General features: G+C 66.6%; 27 protein-coding genes. 9 read left to right on the top strand and 18 right to left on the bottom strand.

Annotated features, from left to right (window positions below):
* Positions 1-112: 112 nt before the first annotated feature.
* Positions 113-829, bottom strand: coding sequence for a hypothetical protein (locus K7711_RS40660; protein ID WP_222977237.1), 717 nt, complete (start codon positions 827-829; stop codon positions 113-115).
* 329 nt (positions 830-1,158) lie between these two features.
* Between K7711_RS40660 and K7711_RS40655 the strand changes: the two genes are divergently transcribed.
* The gene (locus K7711_RS40655) at positions 1,159-1,812 is read left to right on the top strand and encodes a TetR/AcrR family transcriptional regulator (protein ID WP_222977235.1); all 654 of its coding nucleotides are present in this window, start codon (positions 1,159-1,161) and stop codon (positions 1,810-1,812) included.
* 52 nt (positions 1,813-1,864) lie between these two features.
* Here K7711_RS40655 and K7711_RS40650 read toward each other — a convergent pair whose 3' ends face one another.
* Both K7711_RS40650 and K7711_RS40645 read right to left on the bottom strand, forming a co-directional pair.
* Positions 1,865-3,352, bottom strand: a complete 1,488-nt coding sequence (locus tag K7711_RS40650) for an aldehyde dehydrogenase family protein (RefSeq protein ID WP_222977233.1) — start codon at positions 3,350-3,352, stop codon at positions 1,865-1,867.
* 24 nt (positions 3,353-3,376) lie between these two features.
* A complete protein-coding gene (locus K7711_RS40645) occupies positions 3,377-4,144 on the bottom strand; it encodes an SDR family NAD(P)-dependent oxidoreductase (RefSeq protein ID WP_222977231.1) in 768 nt (255 codons plus the stop codon).
* A gap of 98 nt (positions 4,145-4,242) precedes the next feature.
* Here K7711_RS40645 and K7711_RS40640 point away from each other — a divergent pair, with 98 nt between their 5' ends.
* Positions 4,243-5,394 (top strand): RNA-guided endonuclease InsQ/TnpB family protein, encoded by a 1,152-nt coding sequence (locus tag K7711_RS40640; RefSeq protein ID WP_222977229.1) that lies wholly within the window; start codon positions 4,243-4,245, stop codon positions 5,392-5,394.
* Between the two features lie 34 nt (positions 5,395-5,428).
* Here K7711_RS40640 and K7711_RS40635 read toward each other — a convergent pair whose 3' ends face one another.
* From K7711_RS40635 to K7711_RS40595, 9 genes are read right to left on the bottom strand one after another with little or no spacing between them, the layout of a single operon-like run.
* A complete protein-coding gene (locus K7711_RS40635) occupies positions 5,429-6,265 on the bottom strand; it encodes a TauD/TfdA dioxygenase family protein (protein WP_222977225.1) in 837 nt (278 codons plus the stop codon).
* Between the two features lie 8 nt (positions 6,266-6,273).
* A complete protein-coding gene (locus tag K7711_RS40630; RefSeq protein ID WP_040832565.1) occupies positions 6,274-6,609 on the bottom strand; it encodes a hypothetical protein in 336 nt (111 codons plus the stop codon).
* A gap of 13 nt (positions 6,610-6,622) precedes the next feature.
* On the bottom strand, positions 6,623-7,912 hold the full coding sequence (locus K7711_RS40625; protein WP_222977217.1) for an aromatic ring-hydroxylating oxygenase subunit alpha: 1,290 nt from the start codon (positions 7,910-7,912) through the stop codon (positions 6,623-6,625).
* A 55-nt stretch (positions 7,913-7,967) separates the two neighbouring features.
* Positions 7,968-9,158, bottom strand: a complete 1,191-nt coding sequence (locus K7711_RS40620) for a CaiB/BaiF CoA transferase family protein (RefSeq protein ID WP_222977215.1) — start codon at positions 9,156-9,158, stop codon at positions 7,968-7,970.
* 15 nt (positions 9,159-9,173) lie between these two features.
* Complete coding sequence (locus K7711_RS40615) at positions 9,174-10,052, bottom strand: enoyl-CoA hydratase/isomerase family protein (RefSeq protein WP_222977212.1); 879 nt, start codon at positions 10,050-10,052, stop codon at positions 9,174-9,176.
* Between the two features lie 25 nt (positions 10,053-10,077).
* Positions 10,078-11,040, bottom strand: coding sequence for a TIGR03621 family F420-dependent LLM class oxidoreductase (locus K7711_RS40610; RefSeq protein ID WP_222977210.1), 963 nt, complete (start codon positions 11,038-11,040; stop codon positions 10,078-10,080).
* A 5-nt stretch (positions 11,041-11,045) separates the two neighbouring features.
* Entirely contained in the window at positions 11,046-11,804 is a 759-nt protein-coding gene (locus tag K7711_RS40605; protein ID WP_222977208.1) for an SDR family NAD(P)-dependent oxidoreductase, read from the bottom strand.
* On the bottom strand, positions 11,801-12,745 hold the full coding sequence (locus K7711_RS40600) for an HpcH/HpaI aldolase/citrate lyase family protein (RefSeq protein WP_222977206.1): 945 nt from the start codon (positions 12,743-12,745) through the stop codon (positions 11,801-11,803). The genes K7711_RS40605 and K7711_RS40600 overlap by 4 nt, the downstream gene beginning before the upstream one ends.
* Positions 12,742-12,897 carry a hypothetical protein gene (locus K7711_RS40595; protein WP_222977204.1) on the bottom strand — a complete coding sequence of 52 codons (156 nt, stop codon included), beginning with the start codon at positions 12,895-12,897 and terminating at the stop codon, positions 12,742-12,744. Before K7711_RS40595 ends, K7711_RS40600 begins: the two co-directional genes overlap by 4 nt.
* Positions 12,898-13,309: 412 nt before the next feature.
* Between K7711_RS40595 and K7711_RS48700 the strand changes: the two genes are divergently transcribed.
* Both K7711_RS48700 and K7711_RS40590 read left to right on the top strand, forming a co-directional pair.
* Entirely contained in the window at positions 13,310-13,435 is a 126-nt protein-coding gene (locus tag K7711_RS48700; RefSeq protein WP_268929685.1) for a hypothetical protein, read from the top strand.
* The gene (locus tag K7711_RS40590) at positions 13,432-14,082 is read left to right on the top strand and encodes a TetR/AcrR family transcriptional regulator (RefSeq protein ID WP_222977203.1); all 651 of its coding nucleotides are present in this window, start codon (positions 13,432-13,434) and stop codon (positions 14,080-14,082) included. The genes K7711_RS48700 and K7711_RS40590 overlap by 4 nt, the downstream gene beginning before the upstream one ends.
* An 11-nt stretch (positions 14,083-14,093) precedes the next feature.
* Here K7711_RS40590 and K7711_RS40585 read toward each other — a convergent pair whose 3' ends face one another.
* Complete coding sequence (locus K7711_RS40585) at positions 14,094-14,840, bottom strand: helix-turn-helix domain-containing protein (RefSeq protein ID WP_222977190.1); 747 nt, start codon at positions 14,838-14,840, stop codon at positions 14,094-14,096.
* A 206-nt stretch (positions 14,841-15,046) separates the two neighbouring features.
* Between K7711_RS40585 and K7711_RS40580 the strand changes: the two genes are divergently transcribed.
* Entirely contained in the window at positions 15,047-15,730 is a 684-nt protein-coding gene (locus tag K7711_RS40580) for a DUF3159 domain-containing protein (RefSeq protein ID WP_235748531.1), read from the top strand.
* Positions 15,731-16,064: 334 nt separating this feature from the next.
* Positions 16,065-17,255 (top strand): cytochrome P450, encoded by a 1,191-nt coding sequence (locus K7711_RS40575; protein ID WP_222977186.1) that lies wholly within the window; start codon positions 16,065-16,067, stop codon positions 17,253-17,255.
* A gap of 62 nt (positions 17,256-17,317) precedes the next feature.
* Here K7711_RS40575 and K7711_RS40570 read toward each other — a convergent pair whose 3' ends face one another.
* The 3 genes from K7711_RS40570 to K7711_RS40560 all read right to left on the bottom strand — a co-directional run bounded on the left by K7711_RS40570 (position 17,318) and on the right by K7711_RS40560 (position 20,157).
* The gene (locus K7711_RS40570) at positions 17,318-18,445 is read right to left on the bottom strand and encodes an NDMA-dependent alcohol dehydrogenase (RefSeq protein ID WP_222977179.1); all 1,128 of its coding nucleotides are present in this window, start codon (positions 18,443-18,445) and stop codon (positions 17,318-17,320) included.
* A 222-nt stretch (positions 18,446-18,667) separates the two neighbouring features.
* Positions 18,668-19,567: an NADP-dependent oxidoreductase gene (locus K7711_RS40565; RefSeq protein WP_222977176.1), complete on the bottom strand. Its 900-nt coding sequence runs from the start codon at positions 19,565-19,567 to the stop codon at positions 18,668-18,670.
* On the bottom strand, positions 19,564-20,157 hold the full coding sequence (locus tag K7711_RS40560; RefSeq protein WP_222977174.1) for a TetR/AcrR family transcriptional regulator: 594 nt from the start codon (positions 20,155-20,157) through the stop codon (positions 19,564-19,566). The genes K7711_RS40565 and K7711_RS40560 overlap by 4 nt, the downstream gene beginning before the upstream one ends.
* A gap of 80 nt (positions 20,158-20,237) precedes the next feature.
* On the opposite strand from K7711_RS40560, the gene K7711_RS48695 reads away from it, so the two are divergent.
* Together K7711_RS48695 and K7711_RS40555 are read left to right on the top strand one after the other, a co-directional pair.
* Entirely contained in the window at positions 20,238-20,363 is a 126-nt protein-coding gene (locus tag K7711_RS48695; RefSeq protein WP_268929684.1) for a hypothetical protein, read from the top strand.
* 1 nt (position 20,364) lies between these two features.
* On the top strand, positions 20,365-20,940 hold the full coding sequence (locus K7711_RS40555) for a nuclear transport factor 2 family protein (RefSeq protein WP_222977172.1): 576 nt from the start codon (positions 20,365-20,367) through the stop codon (positions 20,938-20,940).
* A 32-nt stretch (positions 20,941-20,972) separates the two neighbouring features.
* On the opposite strand, the gene K7711_RS40550 is transcribed toward K7711_RS40555, so the two are convergent.
* Positions 20,973-21,668: an LmeA family phospholipid-binding protein gene (locus K7711_RS40550; protein WP_222977170.1), complete on the bottom strand. Its 696-nt coding sequence runs from the start codon at positions 21,666-21,668 to the stop codon at positions 20,973-20,975.
* A 102-nt stretch (positions 21,669-21,770) separates the two neighbouring features.
* A complete protein-coding gene (locus K7711_RS40545) occupies positions 21,771-22,358 on the bottom strand; it encodes a TetR family transcriptional regulator C-terminal domain-containing protein (protein WP_222977166.1) in 588 nt (195 codons plus the stop codon).
* 94 nt (positions 22,359-22,452) lie between these two features.
* On the opposite strand from K7711_RS40545, the gene K7711_RS40540 reads away from it, so the two are divergent.
* On the top strand, positions 22,453-23,685 hold the full coding sequence (locus tag K7711_RS40540) for an FAD-dependent monooxygenase (protein WP_222977163.1): 1,233 nt from the start codon (positions 22,453-22,455) through the stop codon (positions 23,683-23,685).
* Positions 23,686-23,698 lie beyond the last annotated feature (13 nt).

Raw genomic sequence — 23,698 nt, 5'->3', positions numbered from 1 at the left:
GAGATTCGATGCCGGGAATTCGCCCCGGCGAGGCCCGGTTCGAGAACCGGGCTCTAGTCGAGAGTAGAACGCGCTTCTCGTTCTCGAGAGTGAATTGGCAGGAAATGGAGAACTATCGGTCGGATTCGTCGCATCGAAGGCGGCGCACACCGCGCGTGATGTCGATGACCACGGCGTCCGCGGCGCCGTCCGGCCGGATTTCCGAGCCGAAGGAGTCCATCGACCCGCCGCGGGCACGCGACCACGAGCCCAGATGCACCAGATCGGCCGTGAATCCGCCACGCGGGCCGCGGCGATGGAAGGTCTCGACGCCCGGGACCGATTCGAAGGATTCCCCGGCGAGCGTCAGCGCGCTGGCCTTGAACGCCCGCGCGGCCGCGGACAGCCGATGTTCGACGCCGCGGACGCGACCCTCGCACCGACCCCAGAACATGATCTCGTCGGCATGCGCCTCGAGATTGGCCGTCACACCCGAGCGAACCCGGGCATCGGAGTCGAATACCGTTGCGGCGACCACGAGTTCGTGCGGCCAGATCTGCACGGCGTCCGGCGGTGAACCGAGGGCGTCCTCCAGATTCACCACAATGGCCCCGAGAATCTGCAGCGGCGCCCGATCCGCCAGGTCCGGCACCACAACGGTGACCTCCCAGCCCGCCATGACCCGATCGAAGACCCAGCCGCCCACCGAGTGCACGGCGTCGACGACGTTCGGGGCGATGATCGCCACCCGGTACCGCAACCGGTGCCTGCAAGCGTGCGCACGCGCGTCGGCGACCGAGCGAATCGCGCCCACACCTGGATCGACGGTATCGAGCGATCGAGCAACCATATGAATTCCCATCCGGTTGATGAGTGCATGTCGCCGCCTCGACGGTCGGCGTTACGTCCCGATCGAGCCGGGCTGGGGGAAGCCGGCGGTGGGCTGCACCGCATTCCTCCTCGACCAAACCTACTAACTCTCCAGTAGGTTGGTCACCACGATAGAACGCCCACCATTGGTGTGACAAGGCTCTCAACCAAGATCTTTCGGTGCCGATTCGTGATGACCCGATGCCGCCCACGCATGGATGGGGAGAAGATCGGAGACGGCAGGCGACATCACATTCTCCGGTACAGTGCAACAATGTTCTGCACAAGTGACAAGGAACAGGTTCATCCGTGACAAGCCCCATCGAAGAACCGGGCTGGAAGCAACGCGCGGTCGAGCGGTCGCTGCGCACCGCCAAGATGCGAGCCGAGCAGCGGGTGCAGCGCTTCCTCGACGCCGCGCAGGCGCTGATCACCGAGAAGGGCACCACCGACTTCACCGTCCAGGAGGTCGTGGACCGCTCCCGGCAATCCCTGCGCAGCTTCTACCTGCAGTTCGACAGCAAACACGAACTGCTGCTGGCATTGTTCGAGGACTCCCTGGTTCGTACCGCCGACCAACTGCGCGTCGCGGCGACCAACGCGTCCGATCCCGTCGAGCGCCTGCGGATCGTCATCGAGCTGCTGTTCGAGCTGTGCCGCCCGGACCCGACCGCGCGACGGCCGCTGTTCACCGATTTCGCACCGCAACTGCTGGTGACCCATCCCGCCCAGGTGAAACTCGCGCACGCCCCGGTGCTCATGCTGTTCACCGAATTGCTGGAGGAAGCCGAACAGGCCGGGCAATTGCGCAAGGGCGTCATTCCCCGGCGCATGGCCGCGATGGTCATGCAGACCGTCATGTTCAGCGCGCAATCCGCCGAGGATCCCGAGAACGAAACCCAGTATCCGGTGACCGGCGAGGAAGTCTGGGACTTCTGCGCCCGCGGTTTCACGAAGAAGTGACTGCGTTGCGGCCGGAACAGTTCCGGCCGCACCGAGTTTCGAATTGCCGGGCTCAGCCGAGTATGGACGCCAAGGTTTTTCGTTCCAGGAATTCCTCCAGACCCGCCACGCCCATCTCGCGGCCGATACCGGACTGTTTGTATCCGCCGAAGGGCGCGTCGGGGAAGAAGTAGTTCCCGCCGTTGATGCTGAACGTGCCGGTGCGGACACGGCGGGCCACCGCGAGGGCACGATCGTGGTCGGCGCTGAACACCGCGCCGGACAGGCCGTAGGCGGAGTTGTTCGCGATGCGGACCGCGTCGTCGTCGCCGTCGTGCGCGATCACCGCCAGCACCGGGCCGAACACCTCCTCCTGGGCGATCTCGCTGTTCGGATCGACGCCCGCGAGCAGCGTGGGCGTGTAAAAGTATCCCGGCCCGACCTTCTCACCGCCGGTCACCAGTTTCGCGCCCTCGGCCACCGCACGCTGGACCAGACCGTCGACCTTCTCGCGCTGCGCCGCGCTGATCAACGGGCCCATATAGGTTTTGCGATCGTTCGGGTCGCCGAAGCGCACCCGGGCCATATTGGCGGCGACGAGTTCGACGACGGCATCGTGATCCGCGCGCGGCACCAGCAGGCGCGTGGTGAGCGCGCAGGCCTGCCCGGCATTGAGCGTCGCGGCGAACGCCGCGTACTGCCCGACGCCCTTGTAGTCGGCGTCGTCGAGTGCGATCGCGGCCGATTTACCGCCCAGCTCCAGGAATACCCGCTTGAGCCCGTTGCCGGCCGCGGACATGATCGAGCGGCCCACCGAGGTCGACCCGGTGAAGGTGATCAGGTCCACGTCGGGATGGATGGTCAACGCCTCGCCGACCGAAACCTCCTGGGAAGAAAGAATATTCACGACACCGGCCGGGATGTCGGTGTATTTCTCGATGATCTCGCCCAGGGCGAGGGTCACCAACGGCGTGGCCGGCGCGGCCTTGAGCACCACCGTGCATCCGGCCGCCAGCGCGGGCGCCAGTTTCGCCAGCGCCAGCTGATTCGGGTAGTTGTAGGCGACGATCGCCGACACCACGCCCGCGGCCTCCTTCTCCACCCAGCGCCGGTGCTGTTGGCCGAGATATTCGACCGGGCCCAGATCCTCGGTGAAGGAGTACGTCTTCAGCAGATCGGCGTAGTACCGCACGATCTTGATCGGATCCTCCAATTGCGCTGCGCGCGTGAGGGACAGCGTCGCACCCACCTCGGCGATGGTGAGTGCGCGCAGCTCCTCGACGTGGTCGGTCAACGCCTGATGCAGTTGTTCCAGGCACCGGATGCGCAGACCGACATCGGTCGCCCAGACTCCGTTGTCGAATGCCTCGCGCGCCGCGGCGATCGCAAGGTGGGCGTCGTTCACCGTCGCATCGGGGGCATGGCCCACCAGGGCCTCGGTGGCCGGGTTGTACGACGGATAGGTCCGCTCGGCGTCGACGAGCCGTCCGCCGATCAGCAGTTGCCGGTCGGCCTTCGACTCGTCCGCGGCGACAGAGGCCGCTGATCGGTTCGTGGTCATGATCGTCTCCAAAGATGTTCGTACTCAGGTATTTCGGCCACCGTTGACGCCCAGCACCTGCCCGGTGATGTATCCGGCGTCCTCCGAGACCAGGAATGCGCAGGCCGCCGCGATGTCCTCCGGTCTGCCCGCGCGGCGCACCGGCGTGAGTTCGGCGTGGTGATCCACCGTGCCGCCGAGCAGCCCGTGACTCTCCGAATTGCGCAGCATGGGGGTGTCCACGAAACCGGGCGGAATCGTGTTCACCGTAATTCCCGACGGACCCAGTTCCAGCGCAAGGGATTTCGTGAATCCGATGACACCGGCCTTGGCCGCGACATAGTGACTCATGAACTGCTGGCCGGAATGGGCGCTGGAGGAAGAGATGTTGATGATCCGCCCCCACCCGGCGGCCAGCATGTCCGGCACGGCCGCCTGGCAGCAGTAGAACGTGCCGTCCAGATTGACCGCCAGGGTCCGCCGCCAGACCTCGTCGGTGATGTGCAGGAACTTCTTGAACCCGGTCAGCCCCGCATTGTTCACCAGGACCAGGACCGGGCCGAGTTCCGAACGCACCCGCTCGATCGCGGCGTCCACCTGATTGCGCGAGGAGATGTCGACCTCGCCGAAGGCCGTCGCCGAATATCCCGCCGCACGGATCTCCTCGGCGACCGTCTTCGCGGCCGTACCGTTCAGATCCAGGATCGCGACCTGAAACCCGTTCGCCGCCAACCGATGTGAGATGGCCCGGCCGATTCCCGAACCACCACCGGTCACCACCGCGACCCGCCCGGTAGCGCCAGGCCCACTCATCGGGCATCCGCCTTGGATACTCCGTTGTTCACGGCGGAGAGGAAAAGGCGGGCAAGTCGTCTGTATCGCATGACAACTTCTTTCGATAGTATGTTCGAATGGATGAGGTGGTGCGGTACACATACCGGCTTCGGCCCGGGCGCACCGCCGAGAAAGCGCTGCTGGCCGAGTGGGGGCGCTGCCGATGGTTGTGGAACGAGGCGGTCCACCAGCAGAAATCTGGACAGAAACCTACGTTCGCGCGACTCGGGAAGCTGCTCACCCGAGCGCGAGCGACGCAGCAGTGGCTGCGCGAAGGCTCTCAAGTCGCCCAGCAGCAGACGTTGCGTGATTACGCGCGGTCGCTGGATCACTCGTTCACGGTGAAGGGGCGCGGCCGTCCGAAGGTGAAGTCCCGCAAGACCTCCCTGCCGTCTCTGGAGTACACGAGTCGAGGGTTCTCGCTCCGCGAAGGCCGTCTGATACTGCCCAAGGGCATCACGATCCCGGTCGTCTGGTCGCGAGAATTGCCGTCCGAGCCGACATCTGTCCGTGTCAGCCGGGACAATCTCGGGCATTGGTATGCGTCGTTCGTCGTGCGCCGCGAGATCGCGGTCCATGTACGCGGCCACGGCGGCATCGGTATCGACTGGGGTGTGACCACCACTGCGATGACCACCGACCCAGCCTTCGATTTGCCACATCTCGGTCATCGCAGACGATGTGCCGCCGAGCTGGCGAAGGCGCAACGCACGATGGCCAGGCGTCACCGTAAGGGCCACTTGCAGTCGCGGGGCTATGCCGATGCCAAGCGGCGTGTTGCCCGGCTGGCGAAGAAAGCTGCCCGGCGAACCGTCCACGACTCGCGGGTGTGGGCCAAACACGTTGTCGACCAACACGACCTGATCGCCATCGAGAACTTCAAGCCAACGTTCCTGGCGAAGTCCACTATGGCCCGCAAGGCCGCTGACGCCGCGATCGGGACGGCCAAACGAGAACTTGTCGAGCGTGCTACGCGGGCTGGACGGACGGTGGTGTTGGTCCGGCCCGCCTACACGACTATGACGTGCAGTACCTGCTTTACGAGAACCAAGCAGAGACTGGAACTGCACGAGAGAGACTTCCGATGCGACAGTTGCGGATTCGCAGACGGTCGCGATCGGAACGCTGCCAGAGTGATTCTGGCCGTGGCAGAACGGGGCCACGTCGGTGTCGAGGACGTCAGACAATCGGATCACCTCCTGCGGGTGGATGGTTCGGTTGCGGTCTGAGCTGGAAATCTCCCCCCTTCAGGCGGGAGAACCGTTAAGCGACAGCCTCCTGGCCCGCCAGTGACGCACGGTGCATCAGACGAGTCGACGTGGGCCCGTACGGAAGTGCGCGATGCAGCATGCCGGTGTTGTCCCAGACGACCAGATCGCCGACCTGCCAGGTGTGCCGGACAACGTACTGCGGCTGAGTGGACCATTCCAGCAAGCGGTCCAACAGTTTTCGCCCCTCGGCGGGTGAGCGGCCCACGACCGTGTCGGCGGTGGACCCCAGCAGCATGGATCTGCGGCCGTTGCGATGGGTCCACACCAGCGGATGTTCGCGCGACGGGTTGCGATCCCACGCCGCACGCTCCTGTTCGGACGGATTCGGCTCGACCAGCAGCTGCGACGCGGCGAAACTGTGCACCACCCGCAGACCGTCGAGTTCACGCTTCTCGTCCTCGGGCAAACCCTCGTACGCGGCATAGGTATTCGCGAATTCGGTGTCGCCGTCGCCGTCGCCGGAGATCTCCCGCGCGGTCAGCAATGTCGCCCGGCTCGGCACCGCGTCGGTCGATCCGTCGATGTGCCAGTGGAACGTCCCCTCCCGGTACGCGGCGAGCTTGCTCTTCGACGCATCGCGCGTGATCTTCTGTATCTCACGGTATTTCGGATGACTCCCCATCGGCAGCGGCACCACCTCCCCGAGCAGCCGCGCGAACGCGACCAACTGGTCGTCGGTCGCGTGCGCCTCCCGGAATACCACGACGCCACGGTGTTCCAGGGCGTCCAGTGTCTGCGCGGCGATCTTCTCGTCGAGGAGGTCACCGCCCGGCACGCCGGTGAACTCCACGCCGGTGGCGGGTGTGAGCTCGGAAACGTTGTGTCCCATGACCGGCCTCACACCGCGGGTTCGGAAACGGTGTCGAAGAACGAAGCGCCGGAATCGGGGATACGCGGCTGCTTGAACACGTTCACCGGATAGGAGACCATCACCAGCGAATACATCAGCCACAGCAGCCGGGTCTCGGCCTCGGGCAGTTCGTTCAGATCGAACGTGTTCAGGTGCTCGATGGCCGCCTCGGCGTGCGGGGCGATGGCGTCGTAGAACGCGTCGAGTTGTTCGATGGTGCTCGCGAGCCGGGTGTCGTACCGCTCCTGCCGGGTGGGCTTGGCCCACTCGCCGACATAGGGCTCGAGGTCGCGGAATGCTTCGGGGAGAACCGCGGTCGTCATCGGATGCTCCTCCTTATTTCTGGTCGAGGGCCTGGTGGGCGGTCACCGTGTCCCGGATGACCTTGTGGAAGTTGCGGATCATCAATTCCTGATCCGACAGGTGGAATTGCCGGTTGGCGCCGGTGGCCAGCGCCGAATGCGTGGCCTCGACGGTGTTCGAGTCCTGCATCGCGAATTCGATGGTGGTCTGCGCGGTCATCTCCTGCGCCAGCCGTTCGGCGGCGTTGCGCGGCGGGGTGAAATAGATGTCGAGCTCGTAGGTGTGCGAGTCGACCGCTTCGGGCCAGTACTGGTAGGTGATGTAGAAATTGCGCGCCCAGATCTGCACCGAGAAGTTCGGGAACAACCAGTAGGCGTCGTTACCCCAGGACTTGATCCGGCCGGGGTTCAGCACGTCGGGCAGGGGCCCGAGGTCGGCGACGTCGTCGGGGCCGAACAGCCCGGCCCGCAACAGCTTGTAGATCCAGCGCTGGTCCCGCTTGGCCGGGCCGAGCTCGCCGGGGGCGCGCGGCGGCAGCTGCGGCGGGCCGGGCACCGAGTTCAGCATGTGCGAGGTGAACAGGTCGTAGTAGTACGCGTCCGGCGGCGGCACCAGTTTCTCTGCCTTCGACACGTCCGGATTGATGAACCGGCCGTGCACGTACGGCGGGTGGTACCACTCCAGAATCGTGTCGATCGACAACTTCCAGTTGCCCTTGACCCGGGTCTTATAGGCGTAGCGCTCGGTCAGCTGCTCGAACGGGTAGCTCTCCACCTCGGTGAACTTCGGGCCGAGGAAGGTGCGCAGCGGCTGGGCGTGCGGATCGAAATTCACGAAGATGAACCCGGCCCAGGTGTCGCAGTGCAACTCCGGCATGCCCAGGGCGCCCTTGTCCAGGTCGAAGAACTGGTCCTCGTTGGTGACGTGCGCGACCTTGCCGTCCAGGCCGTAGCGCCAGCCGTGGTACTTGCAGGTGAACACGCGGCACGAGCCCGCGGTCTCCTCGGCCGGATGCTCCTGCCACACCACCTTGTTACCGCGGTGCGCACACACGTTGTGCAGCGCCTTGACGGTGCCGTCGGCCTGCCGCACGAGCACGATCGAGCCGAGACCGGGCAGTTCCCGGGTGAAGTAGCTGCCGGTGCGTGGAAGTTGTTCCATCCGGCCGACTTTCAGCCACGACCGCTTGAACACCGCCTCCCGTTCGGCCCGGAAGAACTCCTCGGACACCGCGTCGTCGTAATCGACCGGGCCGGTGCCCAGCTCCGGATATTCGGGCGTGAACTTGCCACGTCCGGTGGTGAGTTTTTCCTGAATTGCCATGACACAACCTTTCTGACTTGTCGTGGTTCGGACGGTCGTGGTCCGAAAGAAGGGTTCAGATGACACCCGCGTCGCGCAGGTGGGCGATCTCCTCGGCGGTGCGGTGCAGCAGCGCGCCGAGTACCTCATCGGTGTCCGCGCCCAAATCGGGCCCGAGCCAACGGATCTCACCCGGGGTTTCGGACAGTTTCGGCAGGACGTCCGGCACCGACAGCGGTCCGATGCGCGAATCGGTCCGGGTGATCGTGCCGCGGTGGGCGAACTGCGCGTCCTGGAAGATGTCGGCGATCGAATTCAACGGTCCCGCAGGGACTTCGGATTTGCGGCAGCGTGCCAGCACCTCGTCGCGAGACAGTGTCGCCACCCAGTCCGCCACCAGCGCGTTGACCTCGTCGCGGGCAGCCAGGCGAGATGCCTTGCGGCCGAACCGATCCGGATCGGCGAGTTCGGGGCGGCCCATCGCCGTGGACAACCGGGCGAACATCTCGTCGTTGGAGCACGCGATGGCGATCCAGCGGTCGTCCGCGGTGGAAAAGTGACTGTGCGGCACCACGTTCACGGTGTCCGCACCCATCCGCTCGCGGACGAAGCCGAATTGCTGATAAGCGGGGGCGATCTCGTCCAGTACCCGGAAGATGGACTCGAACAGCGCGAGATCGACACACTGCCCCCGGCCGGTGGCTTCCCGGGCCCGCAGTGCCAGCAGCACGCCGATGACGCCGTACAGGCCGGTCAGATAGTCGCCGAGCGAGGTCGATCCGGGGGTGACCGGTGTGCCGTCCGGCTCACCGGCCAGCAGCGACAGTCCGGCAAAGGCGTGTGCGACCCGCGCGAATCCGGGTTGGTCGGCCAGCGGGCCGGATTGTCCGTAGGCCGAGACCCGCAGCATGATCGCCCGGGAATTGAGCCGCCGGATGTCCTCGTAACTCAGGTCCCACCGCTCCATCACGCCGGGCCGGAAGTTCTCGATCACCACATCCGCGCCGGTGATCAACTCCCGCAGCAGCTCTCGCCCACGCGGATCGCCGAGATCCAGCGTCACCGACCGCTTGTTCCGGGCCTCGCTGAGCCAGACCAGGGTGTCACCGCAGTCGGTCTCGGTGCCGAAACGGCGCAGATGATCACCCGTGCCGGGCCGTTCGACCTTGATGATCTCGGCCCCGAATTCACCCAGCACCGTGGCGCAGTACGGTCCGGCGATGTAGGTGCCCAGATCCAGCACCCGGATCCCGTCGAGCGCGTGCATGACGTACCTCGGAATCTATTGCGTATCAGGCTGATCGGAGGTGGACCAGGGCTTGTCGTCCCAGGCCCGATCCAGCGCCTCCATCCGGCCGCCGGCCGGGAAGAAGCCGCGCTGGGCGTAGGTCTCGAAACCGATGCCCTGCCCCATCTGATCCAGGAAGGCGCGCTTGAGCTCGTGGGTGAACAGCTGGCGGGTGTAGCGCAACGTCAGCGGTGGGCGTTTCACCAGCTCGCGAGCCAATTCCCAGGCCCGGTCCAGCAGTTGGTCCTTGGGATGCACTTCGGCGACCGCACCCCAGTCCAGCGCCTCGCGCGCCGCGAGCTTCTTACCCGTCAGCAGCAGGTAGCGGCCGCGATTGTGGCCGACCAGGAAGTTCCAGATCACGTGCTGCCCGTCACCGGGGACCTGGCCGCGCGGGAAGTGCGAAACATCCTGGAACCAGGCGTCTTCCGAGGCGAGCACGATATCGCCCATCAGCGGCACCTCGGAGTGGATGTTGCACGGGCCGTTCACCGCGCTGATCATCGGCACGTCCACGTTCAGCACGTTGAACATGAGATTGCGGTTGTACCAGGCCTTCTCGTCCAGTTTCCACAGCCCGCGATCGCCGGGCATGGCCTGATAGATCGGCGGATCGATGGGTGAGCCGTCGGGCATGAATCCCCAGTCGGCGTTGTAGTTCTCGCCGGTGCCGGTGTGGATGAGCACCTTGATCTCGCGATCGCCCGCGACATCGGCGAAGGCGTCGGCCATATCGTCGTGGGCCTTCCAGTCCCACACCAGCGAGCCACCCTCGGTGTGGCACTGCATCAGCAGAATGCCGTCCTCGCTGAGCTCGAAACGATAGTTCCGGTAGCGATCCTTGTATTCGCTGTAGCGCGAACGCTTGACCATGTCGATCCTTCCGAAGTTTCTCTCGCTATGTGCCGTTCAGCGCCGCGACGACGGGCGCGAACGCCTCGAATTCGCCCTGCTGCACGCTGATGTAGTTGGCGCCGAAGATCTCTCGCCGTTCGAGCAACAGCTCGACGATCCGATCGACCGTGCCGACCAGAACGTTCGGGTGGTCACCGAGACCGCCCGCGGGGATGCGCAACATCCCCGCGATGCGGTCGAGCGCCGCGGCCGGATCGTCGGTGACCGCGGTGAAGAACGGGGAGCTCTCGATATCCAGGCTCGCGAACCGGTCACCGGCGCCCGCGCGCACGAATCCCAACCGCCGCACCGCCTCCTGCCGCGGCGTGCGCCCCGCGGCGTCGACCGGGTCGAACGGGACGTTGTTGATGCTGACGATGTCCGCCTCGCGCCCGGCCAGGGACAACACCCGTTTGCGGCCGCCGCCGATCATGATCGGCGGATGCGGTTTCTGCACGGGCAGTGGCAAACCCGCGTAGTCGTGCGCGGTGACGTACTCGCCCGCGAAGTCCAGCGGTTCACCCGCGCAGTGCGCCTTGAACAACGCGACGAACTCTTCGAGTTTCGAGATCCGTTGCGGGCCTAGCGCGAACGGGACGCCCATGGCCCGGTACTCCGGCTCGCTCCAGCCGCCGCCGATGCCGAATTCCAGTCGGCCGTCGGACAACAGGTCCAGCGTGGTCGCTTCCTTCATGAGCACGCCGGGGACGTGGTAGTCCACGCAGAACACCCGGCACCCGACCCGAAGCGAGCTGGTCACCGCGGCGGCGACGGACATCGCCGCGATCGGGGCCAGATGTTGCGGAGGCCATTTGGCCGCCTTCGCCGCGGGGCCCTTGCCCAGATAGTGATCGGCCAGGAACAGGGTGGAATATCCCGCGGCCTCGACACGCGTGGCGGTGTCCCGCCATTGCGCCGCCGTCGTCGCCCGGGTGGCCTGCACCGCGAAGCGGAAAGGTCTGCTCATCGCACTCACCTGGCCACGTATCCGCCGTCGACCGGAATCGCGGTCCCGGTGACGAAGGAGGACTCGTCGCTGGCGAGAAACAGTGCGGCCGAGGCCAATTCGACCGACTTGCCCCATCGCTTCATCGGCTGCGGTGGCACCACATCGGTCGGCGGCTCGCTGTCCTCGGGAGCGCCGGCCAATCCGGTCCAGGTCATTCCCGGGCAGATCGCGTTCACCCGGATGTTCTGCGTCGCGTAGTCCAGCGCAGCGGATTTGGTGAGTTGCACGATCCCGCCCTTGGCGGCGGCGTAGGCCGCGATGCCTTTCCAGCCGACCAGCGCCGAGGCCGAGGCCGTGTTGATCACCGATCCGCCGCCCGAGGCCAGCATCGCCGGGATCGCGTACTTCATGCCCAGGAACGCGCCCTTGAGATTGACTGCGACGACGGTGTCGAAGGAGTCCTCGTCCAATTCCGCGAGCGGACCTCGCTTGCCGCTCATTCCGGCGTTGTTGAACAGGATGTCCAGGCGCCCGAACGAATTCACCGCGGCGGCGATCATCTGTTGCACATCAACGGATTTCGCGACATCGACCTGGACCGCGACCGCGGCTTCGCCGATGTCGGCGGCGGTCTTGTCCTGTCTGCCACTGATATCCGCGCAGACCACTTTCGCCCCCTCGCGGGCGAACAGCAGCGCACTGGCCCGGCCGATGCCCGACCCCGCTCCGGTGATCACCGCGACCTTTCCGGCCAGGCGTCCGCCGTCGGTCGAATCGCTCATCGGGTGGCACCACTTTCGATCTGCGCGAGTGCGGCCTTGGCCAGGACGTTCTCGGCGAGGCGGAGATGACCGGCGTCCACGAGCTGACCGGACTGCCCGATCGCGCCGACGCCGCCCTGCTGCGCCGCGCGATAGCCGTCGACAAGCGTTCGGGCACGGTCGATTTCGTCGGCGGTCGGGGTGAACACCGCGTTGGCGATCGGCACCTGACTCGGGTGGATCGCCCATTTGCCGTCGAATCCCAGGGCCGCGGCGTGGGTGGCGTCGGCGCGGTAGCCGTCCGCGTCGGCGTAGTCGGGATACGGCGAGTCGATCACATCGATGCCGGCCGCTCGGCCCGCCGCGAGCACCTGCACCCGTTCGGCATGCCAGAAATCGCCCGGATACGCGCCCGGCTCCGGGCGGAAGTTGCCGCCCACCCGGGCGTGCAGGGATGCGGACAGGTCACCGACGCCGAAGATGATCGCCTCCAGGCGCGGGCTCGCGGTGGCGATCTCGGCGGCGTTGAGCAGTCCCTCCGCCTCCTCGATCAGCACCTCGAGCCCGATCCGGTGGGACAGGCCGAGCTTGGTCTCCAACTGGGTGAGCAGCACGTCCACCCACCACACGTCGCGGGCGGTCCGCGCCTTCGGGACGATCACCACGTCCAGGCGATCCCGGGCGCCGGTTACCACCTCGATCAGGTCGTCGTGGCACCACGGTGTGTCCAGTCCGTTGATGCGGACCGCGCGGGTGGTGCGGCCCCAGTCCAATTCGGTGAACGCGCGGACCGCGATCGACCGCGCGGCTTCCTTCGCCGACGGGGCGCAGGCATCCTCGAGGTCCAAGAACACCAGATCGGCGTCCGACCGGGCCGCCGCGGCACACATGGACTCGTTGCTCGCGGGAGTCGCCAGCTCCGAGCGCCTCGCCCGGGCCACTTTCGCTGTCGCGCCGGTCATTTCGCGATCGCCTCGAAGCCGTCCAGCGATGCGCCCGCTGCCGGTCGCACCGCATCGGCCGCCGCAAACCCCCCGAGGGGTATCACAAATGTTAATCGGTCGATCAATATTTTGTTCCCCACGGAACCTTCGGAACTTTCGAAGGAAACCACCGGATCGACCTCCCTGGTGATGAAATACTCTGCACTCCAACATCTTTGGAGCACCTGCAAGGGGACCTCGACCAGACCTACCGCGGGGCTGCGAGGCCTGTCGTTCGGATGCCGCTTGCTCCACAACTGTTTAACACTTATCGTCGAATCATGTCAATCGTCAGCGATCGACCTTCAAGCCACACACGCGCTCTACCTGCATGTATGCCCATACCAACCTGGCCGCCAAGCAGGCGATCTGCTCAGTTTTTAAACGATCGCTTAGCAGTCTCGTGCGAGATCGCAGACGCTGCCGCCGGACAGCTGAGCAGTCACCTGTTGATAGATTCGGTCACGTGAGCGCGCCCGCGAATGAACCATCAACCCCGCGCACGCCGCACACGACAGCGGCGAGCGTCGGCGAGGTGCAGCCGTGAACGGGCTCGCGAGTGGAGCAGCGGTCCCGCGCACACCGCGCAGGTCGCAGGCGCGCGGCAGCACCGCGGCCACGCGCGAGCGGGACGCGGTGGCGGACCACCGCTGGGAGGAAGCCCTATGAGTGCACCGCGCAAGCGTCGCCGCGGCGACGATACGGACACCCGCGATCAGCTGATCGAGGCGACCGCCGAACTCATGTTGGAGGAGGGTTACGCGGGAGCCACCACCCGGCGCGTCGCCGCGAAGATCGGCGTGAATCCCGCCCTGGTCTACTACTACTTCCCCTCCCTGGACGACCTGTTCCTGGCCGTCTTCCGCAAGGGCGCCGAGGCCAATCTGGAACGCCAGCGCAAGGCTCTTACCTCGGATAATCCGATGCGCGCGCTCTGGGAGACGGCCACCGACGCCCGCGGCACCGCACTGCTGATGGAATTCATGGCGCTGGCGAACCACCGCAAGGAGATCCGCGCCGAGATCGCCGCCTACGCCGAGCGGTATCGGGAGAGCCAGCTCACCGCGCTGACCGTCATCCTGAGCAGTCGCGGATTCGACGTCGCGGGTCTGCCGCCCGCGATGATGTCGGTGGTGATCAGCAGCCTCGGCGCCACCCTGGTCAACGAATCCAGCCTGGGCATCACGCTGGGCCACCGCGAACTGGCCGAATTCGCCGAGGATTTCGTGCGACTGTTCGAGGGAAAGCCCTGGTCCCGCACGATCATTCCGCCCCGAATGGGCGCCGGTCGGCCCGAAGGCAACGACCCGGCATAGCGGTCGACATTTTATCCGCCGTCGGGGTCCGGTGACGTGTTGAGCAGGATGTGGGTGCGGTACAGCACGTCCAGTTGCGCGCGGTTGTAGACGTCGACCAGAGCCTTGGCGGCCGTCTCCTCGGCGAACCGGACACCGCGCGGCGCATCCGACGACAGCGTGTTCAAGCCGGGGTGCTCGGCCAGGAGCACGCGGACGTAGGGAACCAGACGCTGCGCCAGATCGGCGCGGGTCTGTTCGTCGGCGTCGTCGGTCAGTTCGTCGAGATCCTCGGCCGGGGCGTCACGAGCGGTGCTGCTCTGCAACATGTCCGCGTAGGTCCGCATCCCCTCCGGACCCAGGACCCGGCTCATGACCACGATGAACGACCGATCCGCGTCGGACATCTCGGCCCCCGCGGCCGCCGCGGCGACCTCGGGCGGCAGATCCGTCGGCGTGGACCGGCTCAGGATGAGACCGAGTTCGACCCGAACCCGTTGCAGGCGTTCGATGGTCGCGGCGAGTTCGGCATCCAGGGTGCGCAGGGCCTGCTCCGGATGATCGTCGTCATCGCCCATCTCGGCGATCTGCGACAGCGAGAAACCCAGGTCCACCAGTCGTTTGATCCGCAGCAACCGAACCAGGTGCGCGACGCCGTACTGCTTGTAGCCATTGGCGCGACGTTCGGGCTCGTCGAGCAGGCCGACCTCGTGATAGTGCCGGACCGCCCGCAGGCTGGTGCCGGCGAGTTCGGCGATCTCCCGGGTGCTCCAGGCCATGACGCTCAACCTCGTTTCGACGGCGACTCGCATCGACGCGGTCGCGCCGACGCCCCCAGTAGAAACCATGCCGTCGCGGCACAGTGAAGCGCTCTCGCGCGGAAAATCGCGGAAGTGATCCGGATCACTCACCGCAGGGCTTGAGTGTGCCGCAACGGCACAGCTTTTCGTGAAGGGGTCGCTCGAACAGAACCGGGGAGAACATGATGACCAGGATCGATCGCAACAACACCGACGACCACGACGAGAAGGCACCGGCCGAACCCGGCCGCACCGTCGACCTGAACCAGGCGCTGCTCGAGGGACTGGGTGGCGTGTCCGGGATGGTGTACACGGCGCTGCCGGTCATCGCCTTCGTCACGGCCAACGCCTTCTGCGCGCTGCCGATCGCGATCGGTATCGCGATCGGAGTCGGCCTGGTACTCACCGGATGGCGGATCAAACGCGGCGAGCGCTTCTCCTCGGCGGTCGGCGGGCTGCTGGGTGTCGTGGTCGCCGGTGGCATCGCGGCCTGGACCGGATCGGCGAGCGATTTCTTCGTGATCGGGATCTGGGCGGCGTTGCTCTGCGGCGTCGTCACGCTGATCTCCCTGCTGGCGCGTCGCCCGCTGACCGGGGTCGTGTGGAACGCCGTGCACGGCGGCGGGCATCCCTGGCGCGAGGACCGGCCGACCCTGCTCGCGCACGATATCGCCACTCTCGCAGCGACAATCGTCTTCGCCGCCCGCTTCGCGGTGATGCAGTGGCTCTATCTCGCCGACGCGACGGGTACGTTGGCATTGGCGAAGATCGCGATGGGTACTCCACTGACGGTGCTGACCGTCCTGGTGATCATCTGGTCGTTCCGCCGCTCCACCAAACGCCTGATCGGGCCTGCACCGGCCGAATGAGCCGCGTGTCGCGGCGGGCTGCGTCGGACTCACCGTGCGCCAATCCACCGAGATCACCGACGCTCCGGCCACGATCCTGAGCGCCGATTCCTATCGATCCACTGCCGTCGAGGCCGGAGCCCAGGTCGCCGCCGAGTGAGGTGCTGCACTTCATGATCTCGAACCTGTAAGCCACTCAACGGATCTCGAGGACCGGCTCGATCCGGGGTTACACAGCGACACTGGAGGAGAATCTGACTCTCCGATTTGAATCTCTTACTTCTTCTTGGTGGTAACTTAGTTACCCGAATGAGAGAGTGATGGAAGTCTCTCTGGAGAAGTGGAGGAGCGTCGCGTGAGTCCTGCCGAGTCGGTCTACTGGGATCCCTGGGACCGTGACATCGCCCTCGACCCGTACCCGGTATACCGGCAGTTGCGGGACCGAGCACCGCTCTACTACAACGAACAGCACGACTTCTACGCGCTGAGCAGGCATGACGATATCGATCGGGCACTGCTGGACTGGAAGACGTTCTCCTCCTCGCGCGGGCCGATCCTGGAGATCATCAAGGCCGGTGTGGAAATTCCGCCGGGGACGTTGCTGATGGAGGATCCGCCCGCGCACGACATCCATCGTTCGCTGCTGGTGCGTGTGTTCACGCCGCGGCGGGTGCTGTCGCTGGAGCCGCAGATCCGCCAGATGTGCATCCGTTCGCTGGAGCGCCTGGCCGGCCTGGACCACTTCGACCTCATGACGGAGTTCGCGAACGAGGTGCCGATGCGGGTGATCGGCATGTTGCTCGGGATCCCGGAAGCCGATCAGCAGGCGGTACGCGATCGCGCGGACGCCGATCTGCGCACCGAACCCGGCCAGCAGATGCAGGTCGATCGGGCCATTCCGCATACGGACCACTTCGCGGAGTACATCGACTGGCGCGCCGAGCATCCCTCCGACGATCTGATGACCGAACTGCTGCACGCGGAATTCGAAGATACCCACGGGGTTCGGCGAACCCTGACCCGTCAGGAGATCCTCACCTACATCTCGGTCGTGGCCGGCGCGGGCAACGAGACCACCGCCAGGTTGATCGGCTGGCTGGGTTCACTGCTGGCCCGCTACCCGGATCAGCGCGCCGAACTCGTCGCCGATCCCCGCCTGATCCCGAACGCCATCGAAGAGACCCTGCGCTTCGAACCCACCGGCCACGCGATCGCCCGCTACGTCACCACCGACGTCGAAATACACGGTGACACAGTGCCCGCGGGCAGCGCCATCATGCTGCTGGTCGCCTCCGCCAACCGCGACGGGGACCGCTGGTCCGATCCCGACCGCTTCGACATCCACCGCAAGATGACCAACCTGCGCACCTTCGGTTTCGGCACACACTTCTGCCTCGGCGCGGCCCTGGCCCGCCTGGAAGCGAAGATCGCTCTCGAGGAACTTCTCACCCACTTCCCGACCTGGGACGTCGACCGGAACAATCTCACGCTGTCCCCGACCTCGACGGTCCGCGGCTGGGCAGCCCTCCCCATCACCGTCCCCTGAATCTCACTGCACCACAGGGGTTTCCGCACGAACGAGACGCCTGCGGAAAACCCCTGTGCGAGTCAGTGATCGGCGTCGGTGAAGCGGATGACGCCGCGAATGTTCTTGCCGTCGAGCATGTCCTGGTAGCCGTCGTTGATCTGGTCCAGGCGGTACTGGCGGGTGACCATATCGTCCAGGTTCAGCTTGCCCGCGGAGTACATCGACAGCAGCTGCGGGATGTCGTAGTGCGGGTTGCCGCCGCCGAAGATGGTGCCCTGCAACCGCTTCTGCAGCAGCGACAGCATGGCCAGGTTCAGCGTGGCCTCGTTCTCGACGAGATTGCCCATCGCGGTGACCACGCAGGTGCCCGCCTTGGCGGTGATGCCGAGCCAGGTGTCGATGTCGCGGCCGTGCGCCTCCCCGACGGTGACGACGACCTTCTTGGCCATGCCGCCCGCGGTGATCTCCGCGCACGCGGCCGTGGCCTCCTCGATGGTGGCGTAGGCGTGCGTCGCACCGAACTTCAACGCCTGCTCGCGTTTCCACTCGATCGGGTCGACGGCGAAGATGTAGCGCGCTCCGCAGTGCACAGCGCCCTGCAACGCCGCGATGCCCAGACCGCCGATGCCGATGACCGCGACGTCCTCGCCGGGACGGATGTCCGCGGCGCGGGTGGCCGAACCGTATCCGGTGGTGACGCCGCAGCCGACCAGGCAGGCGACCTCGAACGGCACCGTCGGATCGATCTTGACCACCGAACTCTGATGCACCACCGCGTACGGGGCGAAGGTCCCCAGCAGGGTCATCGGGAAGACGTCCTTACCCCGCGCGGTGATCCGATGCGAGCCGTCGCTGACCGAGGTGCCCGCCAGCAGCAGCGCGCCCAGATCGCACAGGTTGCGCAGACCGGCCTGGCACGACGGGCATTTCCCGCAGGAAGGGATGAACGACAGCACGACGTGGTCGCCGACCGCGAGATCCTCCACATCCGGCCCGACCTCGACGATCACGCCCGCGCCCTCGTGCCCGCCCAGCACCGGGAAACCCGCCATCGGAATGCCGCCGGTGACCAGATGGTGGTCGGAGTGGCACATCCCGGCCGCCTCCATCCGCACCTTGACCTCGCGGCGGCGCGGCTCACCGATCTCGATCTCCTCGATCGACCAGGGCTGGTTGAATTCCCAGAGGAGGGCGCCTTGTGTCTTCATCGTCACACTGCTTTCACGATCGGGATCGCCGCGGGGCTGGTGCGCGACGATCGGAACGAACTCGGATCGAGGGTCCCGGGCCCGCGCAGACCGCGCGATGCAATGCCCGCGTCCCATCCGGCGCGCCATGGAGACCTCTGCATGATACAGGTGTTTAGACAGCCGTCCAGCACTTTGCGAGGTCGAGTCTCGCTGACCGGACAGCGCACCGATCGCCGCTGGTCACCACGGGGTCAAGACGAGTTTGCCTCGGACGCGGCCGGATTCGCTGAGCCGATGGGCACGGGCCGCTTCGCCGAGGCCGAGTGTGCGCTGGATGTGGACCCGGATTCGGCCGGCCGCGACGAGTGCACCGATGGTGGCCAGATCGCCGGGTGAGGGTGTGCCGGTGATCGAGCGGGCCCGCGGGTCGTGCTCGGCATCGGACCGTTGCACGGTGAGGTAGCGGCCGTCCGGTCGCAGAACTCGCAGCGAACGACTCCCGTAGTCACCTCCGACGAGATCCAGGACCACATCGATGTCGGCCGTCCGATCGGTGAAATCCGTTGTGCTGTAATCGATCAACTCATCGGCGCCGAGTTCGCGCAGGAATTCGTGGTTGACCGCCCGCGCCGTGCCGATCACTCGTGCGCCCCGATGCCGCGCGAACTGGACGGCCAGGTGCCCGACTCCCCCGGCGGCGGCATGAATCAGCACTCGACGCCCCGGCAGATCCGCGTGGCTCAGCGCCTGCCACGCGGTCAGACCGGCCGTGGCCAGCGCGGCGGCGGTGCGATGATCGAGCCCCGCCGGACGCACCGCGAGAGCGTCGGCGCGGGCCAGCACATATTCGCTGTAGGTACCGGTGCGGCTGTGCACCATGCCGAAAACCTCGTCACCCACAGCGAATTCGGCGACGCCCGGCCCGAGGTCGACCACCGTGCCGGAGACGTCGAACCCCAGCGTGAACGGCGGCGTCCCGAGAAAGTTCACATATCCGGAGCGAAGTTTGCAGTCGACGGGATTCACCGAGGTGGCCCCCAGACGGATCGACACCTGACCGGGCCCCGGCGTCGGTCGCGGGACCTCGACAGTGTGCAGCACCTCCGGCTCACCCAGGCGCAGCTGGCTGACAGCCCTCACAGTGCGGCCTCCCGCGGTTCGACCCGGTCCAGATATTTCTCGACCAGCTCGATCATCTCGGCATGTCCGGTGACCGTGCCGAAGGACTCCTCCAGCTGAATCATCCGGGGAATCGCGGACATCAGGAACACCACGGCGGCAGCGGGAATCCCGTTGTCGCCCGGTCCGTATCGCGCCACCACCGGTTCCAGCGCGGCCACCAGCGCTCGCCGCAGACGTTCACCACCGCGACCGATGACCGGACCGATCGACTTGCGATGATTGGCCAGCGCCATGAATTCCAGCAGCAGCGCCGCGCCGTCCTTGTCGTTGGCGTACTCCCACACCGCGCGCAGCGGCTGCTCGGCGGCGGCCGCATGCTCGAGCCGCTCGACCAGACCGTCGGTGCCCGATTCGAGGATCGCGACGAAAAGCTCGTCCACCGTCGGGAAGTAGTACTGGACCAGCCCCGGTGTCACCCCGCACCGAGCCGCGACGCCGCGATAGGTGACCGCGGCATATCCCTGCGCCAGCATCAGCTCACCGGCCGCCCGCAGGATGTCGACCCGGGCGCCCGAACTGCGAATACCCACTCCCCGTTGCGCCTGCATGTTGCCTCTCCATTTTGAGAATAAGACTCTTCTATAGTCTAGATTAGATTCTTATACGTCAGTACAACAAGGAGGGCCCGATGCCTGCCACCATTCGTCCCGGCAAGCCGTTCGGAGTCGAGATAACGGGAGCGACCGGGGCGAGGCCGACCGCACGGCGGCTCATGCCTCGCACGACGCTCACCGGCATCGAGGCGGTGGCCTGAGATGAGCACCGAATCCGAAGCGGCCGAACTCGAGCGGCGGCTGCGCCACCTCGAGGACCGCGCGGAGATCCTCGACTGCATCTCCCGGCACGCGCGTGGTTGCGACCGGCACGACGCCGAGCTGATCGGCAGCGCCTACCATCCCGATGCCGTCGACCGGCACGGCAATGCGACCAATACCGGTGCGGACTACGCGAACTGGGCCAACACCACCCACGCGGCGACCTCGCAGGTGCATACGCACAACATCACCACGCACACCTGCGAGATCGACGGCGACCTCGCGCACTGCGAGAGCTATTCGATCGTGGTGCTGCTGGGCGCCGACGGCCGCACCGCCCAGATCCTGAGCGGACGGTACATCGATCGCCTCGAACGCCGAGAAGGACACTGGCGCATAGCGTTACGCCACTCCACCGTGGAGGTGAGCTGCACCGCCGACGCGCGGGTCCTGCGATCCCCGTTCTTCACCGACCAGGGCTATCCGAAGGGCACCCGCGACACCGGCGACCTGTCCTACCGGCGTCCACTGCTACCGGACTCCCCGGTCACCGCCCGCTGGGACGGGTCCGCGTGACCGGGCGACACGGAGTTCGGTCGAGGCGTGCCTCAGGATGCGTCGGAGACGTGCACCGAGTGGGCGACGGCGGTGACGTGCAGGCCGTCGGCAGCGGGCTGGATCGCCGTGAGCTGCGCGCCCAGCGGGAGCTTCTGCAGGGGCACGGTGAAGGTGAGCGTCCGCCGCAGCAGGGACAGTGACAGGCTCGGACCACCGACGGCGGCCTGAACGGAGATCGGGGTGACCGATATGCCGTTCTCGGTCGGCGAGACGGTCACCACGACGGTGCCCGGGACCGAAATGCCCTCCACCTTGAACGTCCCGCTGACGTGCATGCCGTCCGTGCCGTAGGAGATCGACTTCACGCCCGACGGGGCGAACTGCTGCACCGTGTCGTAGGGCACCCGAGCCGTCGCGGTCGCCGAATCCGCCACGAAATTCGACGTATTGTTGTGCAGCACATCGTTCAGCGGCGCGGCGACATCGGTCAGCGTGACGTCCAGGTCGTTGACGGAGATCTTCTCCCCGGTCCAGTCCCCGGCGTGCACCTCGATGTCGTGGTACTTCCCCGCCACCGCCTGCGTCAGGAAGGGAAAGCCGCCGATGCGGACACTCGGCCGACTCGCCATGTGGTACTCGGCGGCGATCCTGTCACCGATCCGGTTCTGTGCCATCACGACCGCCACACGGTCGCCGACGACCAGCGCGATCACCACCACGACGAGAAATATCAGGAATCCGCGCATACACCTACCCGTTCGAACATCTCCCCATCATGCGGGTGATCGCGGCTCGGCGCAGCACGGCCTCGCCGTCGCCGTCGAAAATCCACGTCGGCGGGAGGTCGCTCAGCCGTTCGCGACGCGGTGATCGCGGACGGCGATGAGGTTGTCGACCAGGCGGGCGGCATCGACGCCGGGATCCAGGGGGGCGGAGACCAGCGCCCGGACATAGGCCGGGGACAGAATGATCTCGAAGACGTCGCCACTGTGCAGCACGGTGGTGCCGCTCGCGTCCAGGGTCGCCTGGATCTCCCGGGCTCGCGGCTCGAGAAATTTCGCGGCGTCGATCAGTTCGGTTTCACCGCCGGCGCCCGCTCGGGTCAACGAGCGCAGGAAGGCCGGGGAGTGGGGCCCGCGCAGATCGGCGAGCAGGTTCGTGGTCCAGGCGAGCATGTCCGCGCGCAGGTCACCGGTCGCGGGTAGCGGTGCGCGAGCGGACAATTCGGCCACGATCGTATCGATGATCAGCCCCTCGGCCGAGCGCCACCGGCGATAGATCGTGGCGATGTGCACTCCCGAACGCGCCGCCACCGCGGCGATCTCGACGGTGCCGTCCGCGGATTCGGCCAGCAGTTCACGGGTGGCCGCGTGGACCGCCGCCCTGGTGCGTGCGGTGCGGCCCCCGGGCCGGGTCACTCCGGTTGCTTGGGACATGGACCCATATTAACGCGAAGCATTTGCGTTAGCGCTCGAGAGGCAGTTACCTTTAATGCGAAAAGTTCGCATCAGCGGCACGGAGGTAGGGGCCATGGCACAAGCACTCATCGTCGGCGGCGGAATCGCGGGTGACACTCTCGCGCTGCTGCTCGAACGAGACGGCTGGGCGGTGACCGTCGCCGAGATCGCACCGGCCCCGCGCGCCGGTGGCCAGACCGTCGACCTGCGCGGCGATTGCCGAGAGGTGCTGGCGCGGAACGGATTACTGGACCAGGCCCTCGAATGCCTCATCCCGCAGCGCGGCGCGGCATGGATCGACGCCGACGAGCGCAGGCTCGCGGTGATGCCGGTGGAGGCGTTGGACGGGCAGGGCCTGGTGTCGCGGGAGGAACTATTGCGCACCGACCTCGCGCGGATCATCCACGAGGCGGCCGGGCCCGGCGTGCGGCATCGCTTCGGCGAGACGGTGGACGCCCTCGAGGATGCGGGCGACCGCGTCCTGGTGCGCTTCCGCAGTGCCGAGCCGGAGGAGTTCGACCTGGTCGTCGGCGCCGACGGCGCGCATTCGCGGGTGCGCGCGCTGCGCTTCGGCCCCGAGGAGAACTACCGCCGCGCACTCGGTCTGGCGCACGCCTGGTTCACCCTCGCCGAGCAGCCGGACACGCCCGCGCTGGACGGCTGGTTCCTCATCCACAACTCCCCCGGCCGACGCGCTGTCCAGGCTCGGCCCGGCCACCCCGGCCAGCAGGAGATCGGCCTCACCTTCGCCGCCGACACACTCCCGCCGCATCGGGACCGCGAAGCCCAATTCGCGCTGCTGGAAAGGACTTTCGCCGACGTCGGATGGCGCACGAAGGAATTCCTGGCCGCGGTTCGGGAAGCTCCGGACTTCGCCCTGGACACCCTCGATCAGATCGACATGCCCGGCTGGCACGACGGCCGGGTGGTCCTGCTCGGCGACAGCGCGTGGTGCGCCAGCCCGCTCAGCGGCCTGGGCACCGCACTGGCCCTGCGCGGCGCCGACGAGCTGGCGGCGGCGTTGCGAACCGCCGGAGTCGCGCACGATCCGGCCCGCCTGCCCGCCGCACTGACCGCATTCGAGACGGCCATGCGCCCCCACACGTCCGCCGCGCGGCAACTCCCGCCGGGCCGCGTCGCCGCCGCGGCCCCGCGCTCGGCGCTGGGCATCCGCGTCAACGCACTCGCCATGCGCGCCCTGCAGTCCCGGGCCCTGCGGCCCCTGATCGCGCGCGCGATGGCATCGAGCGAACACGCCCGCGGAACGTCGGAACAGGTGCCGACGACAGACCCGACGAGCCGGTGATCACAATGGACCC

The organism is Nocardia coffeae, assembly GCF_019890715.1.
Classification (GTDB): Bacteria; Actinomycetota; Actinomycetes; order Mycobacteriales; family Mycobacteriaceae; genus Nocardia; species Nocardia jiangxiensis.
This window is presented reverse-complemented; position numbering and strand designations above follow the sequence as displayed.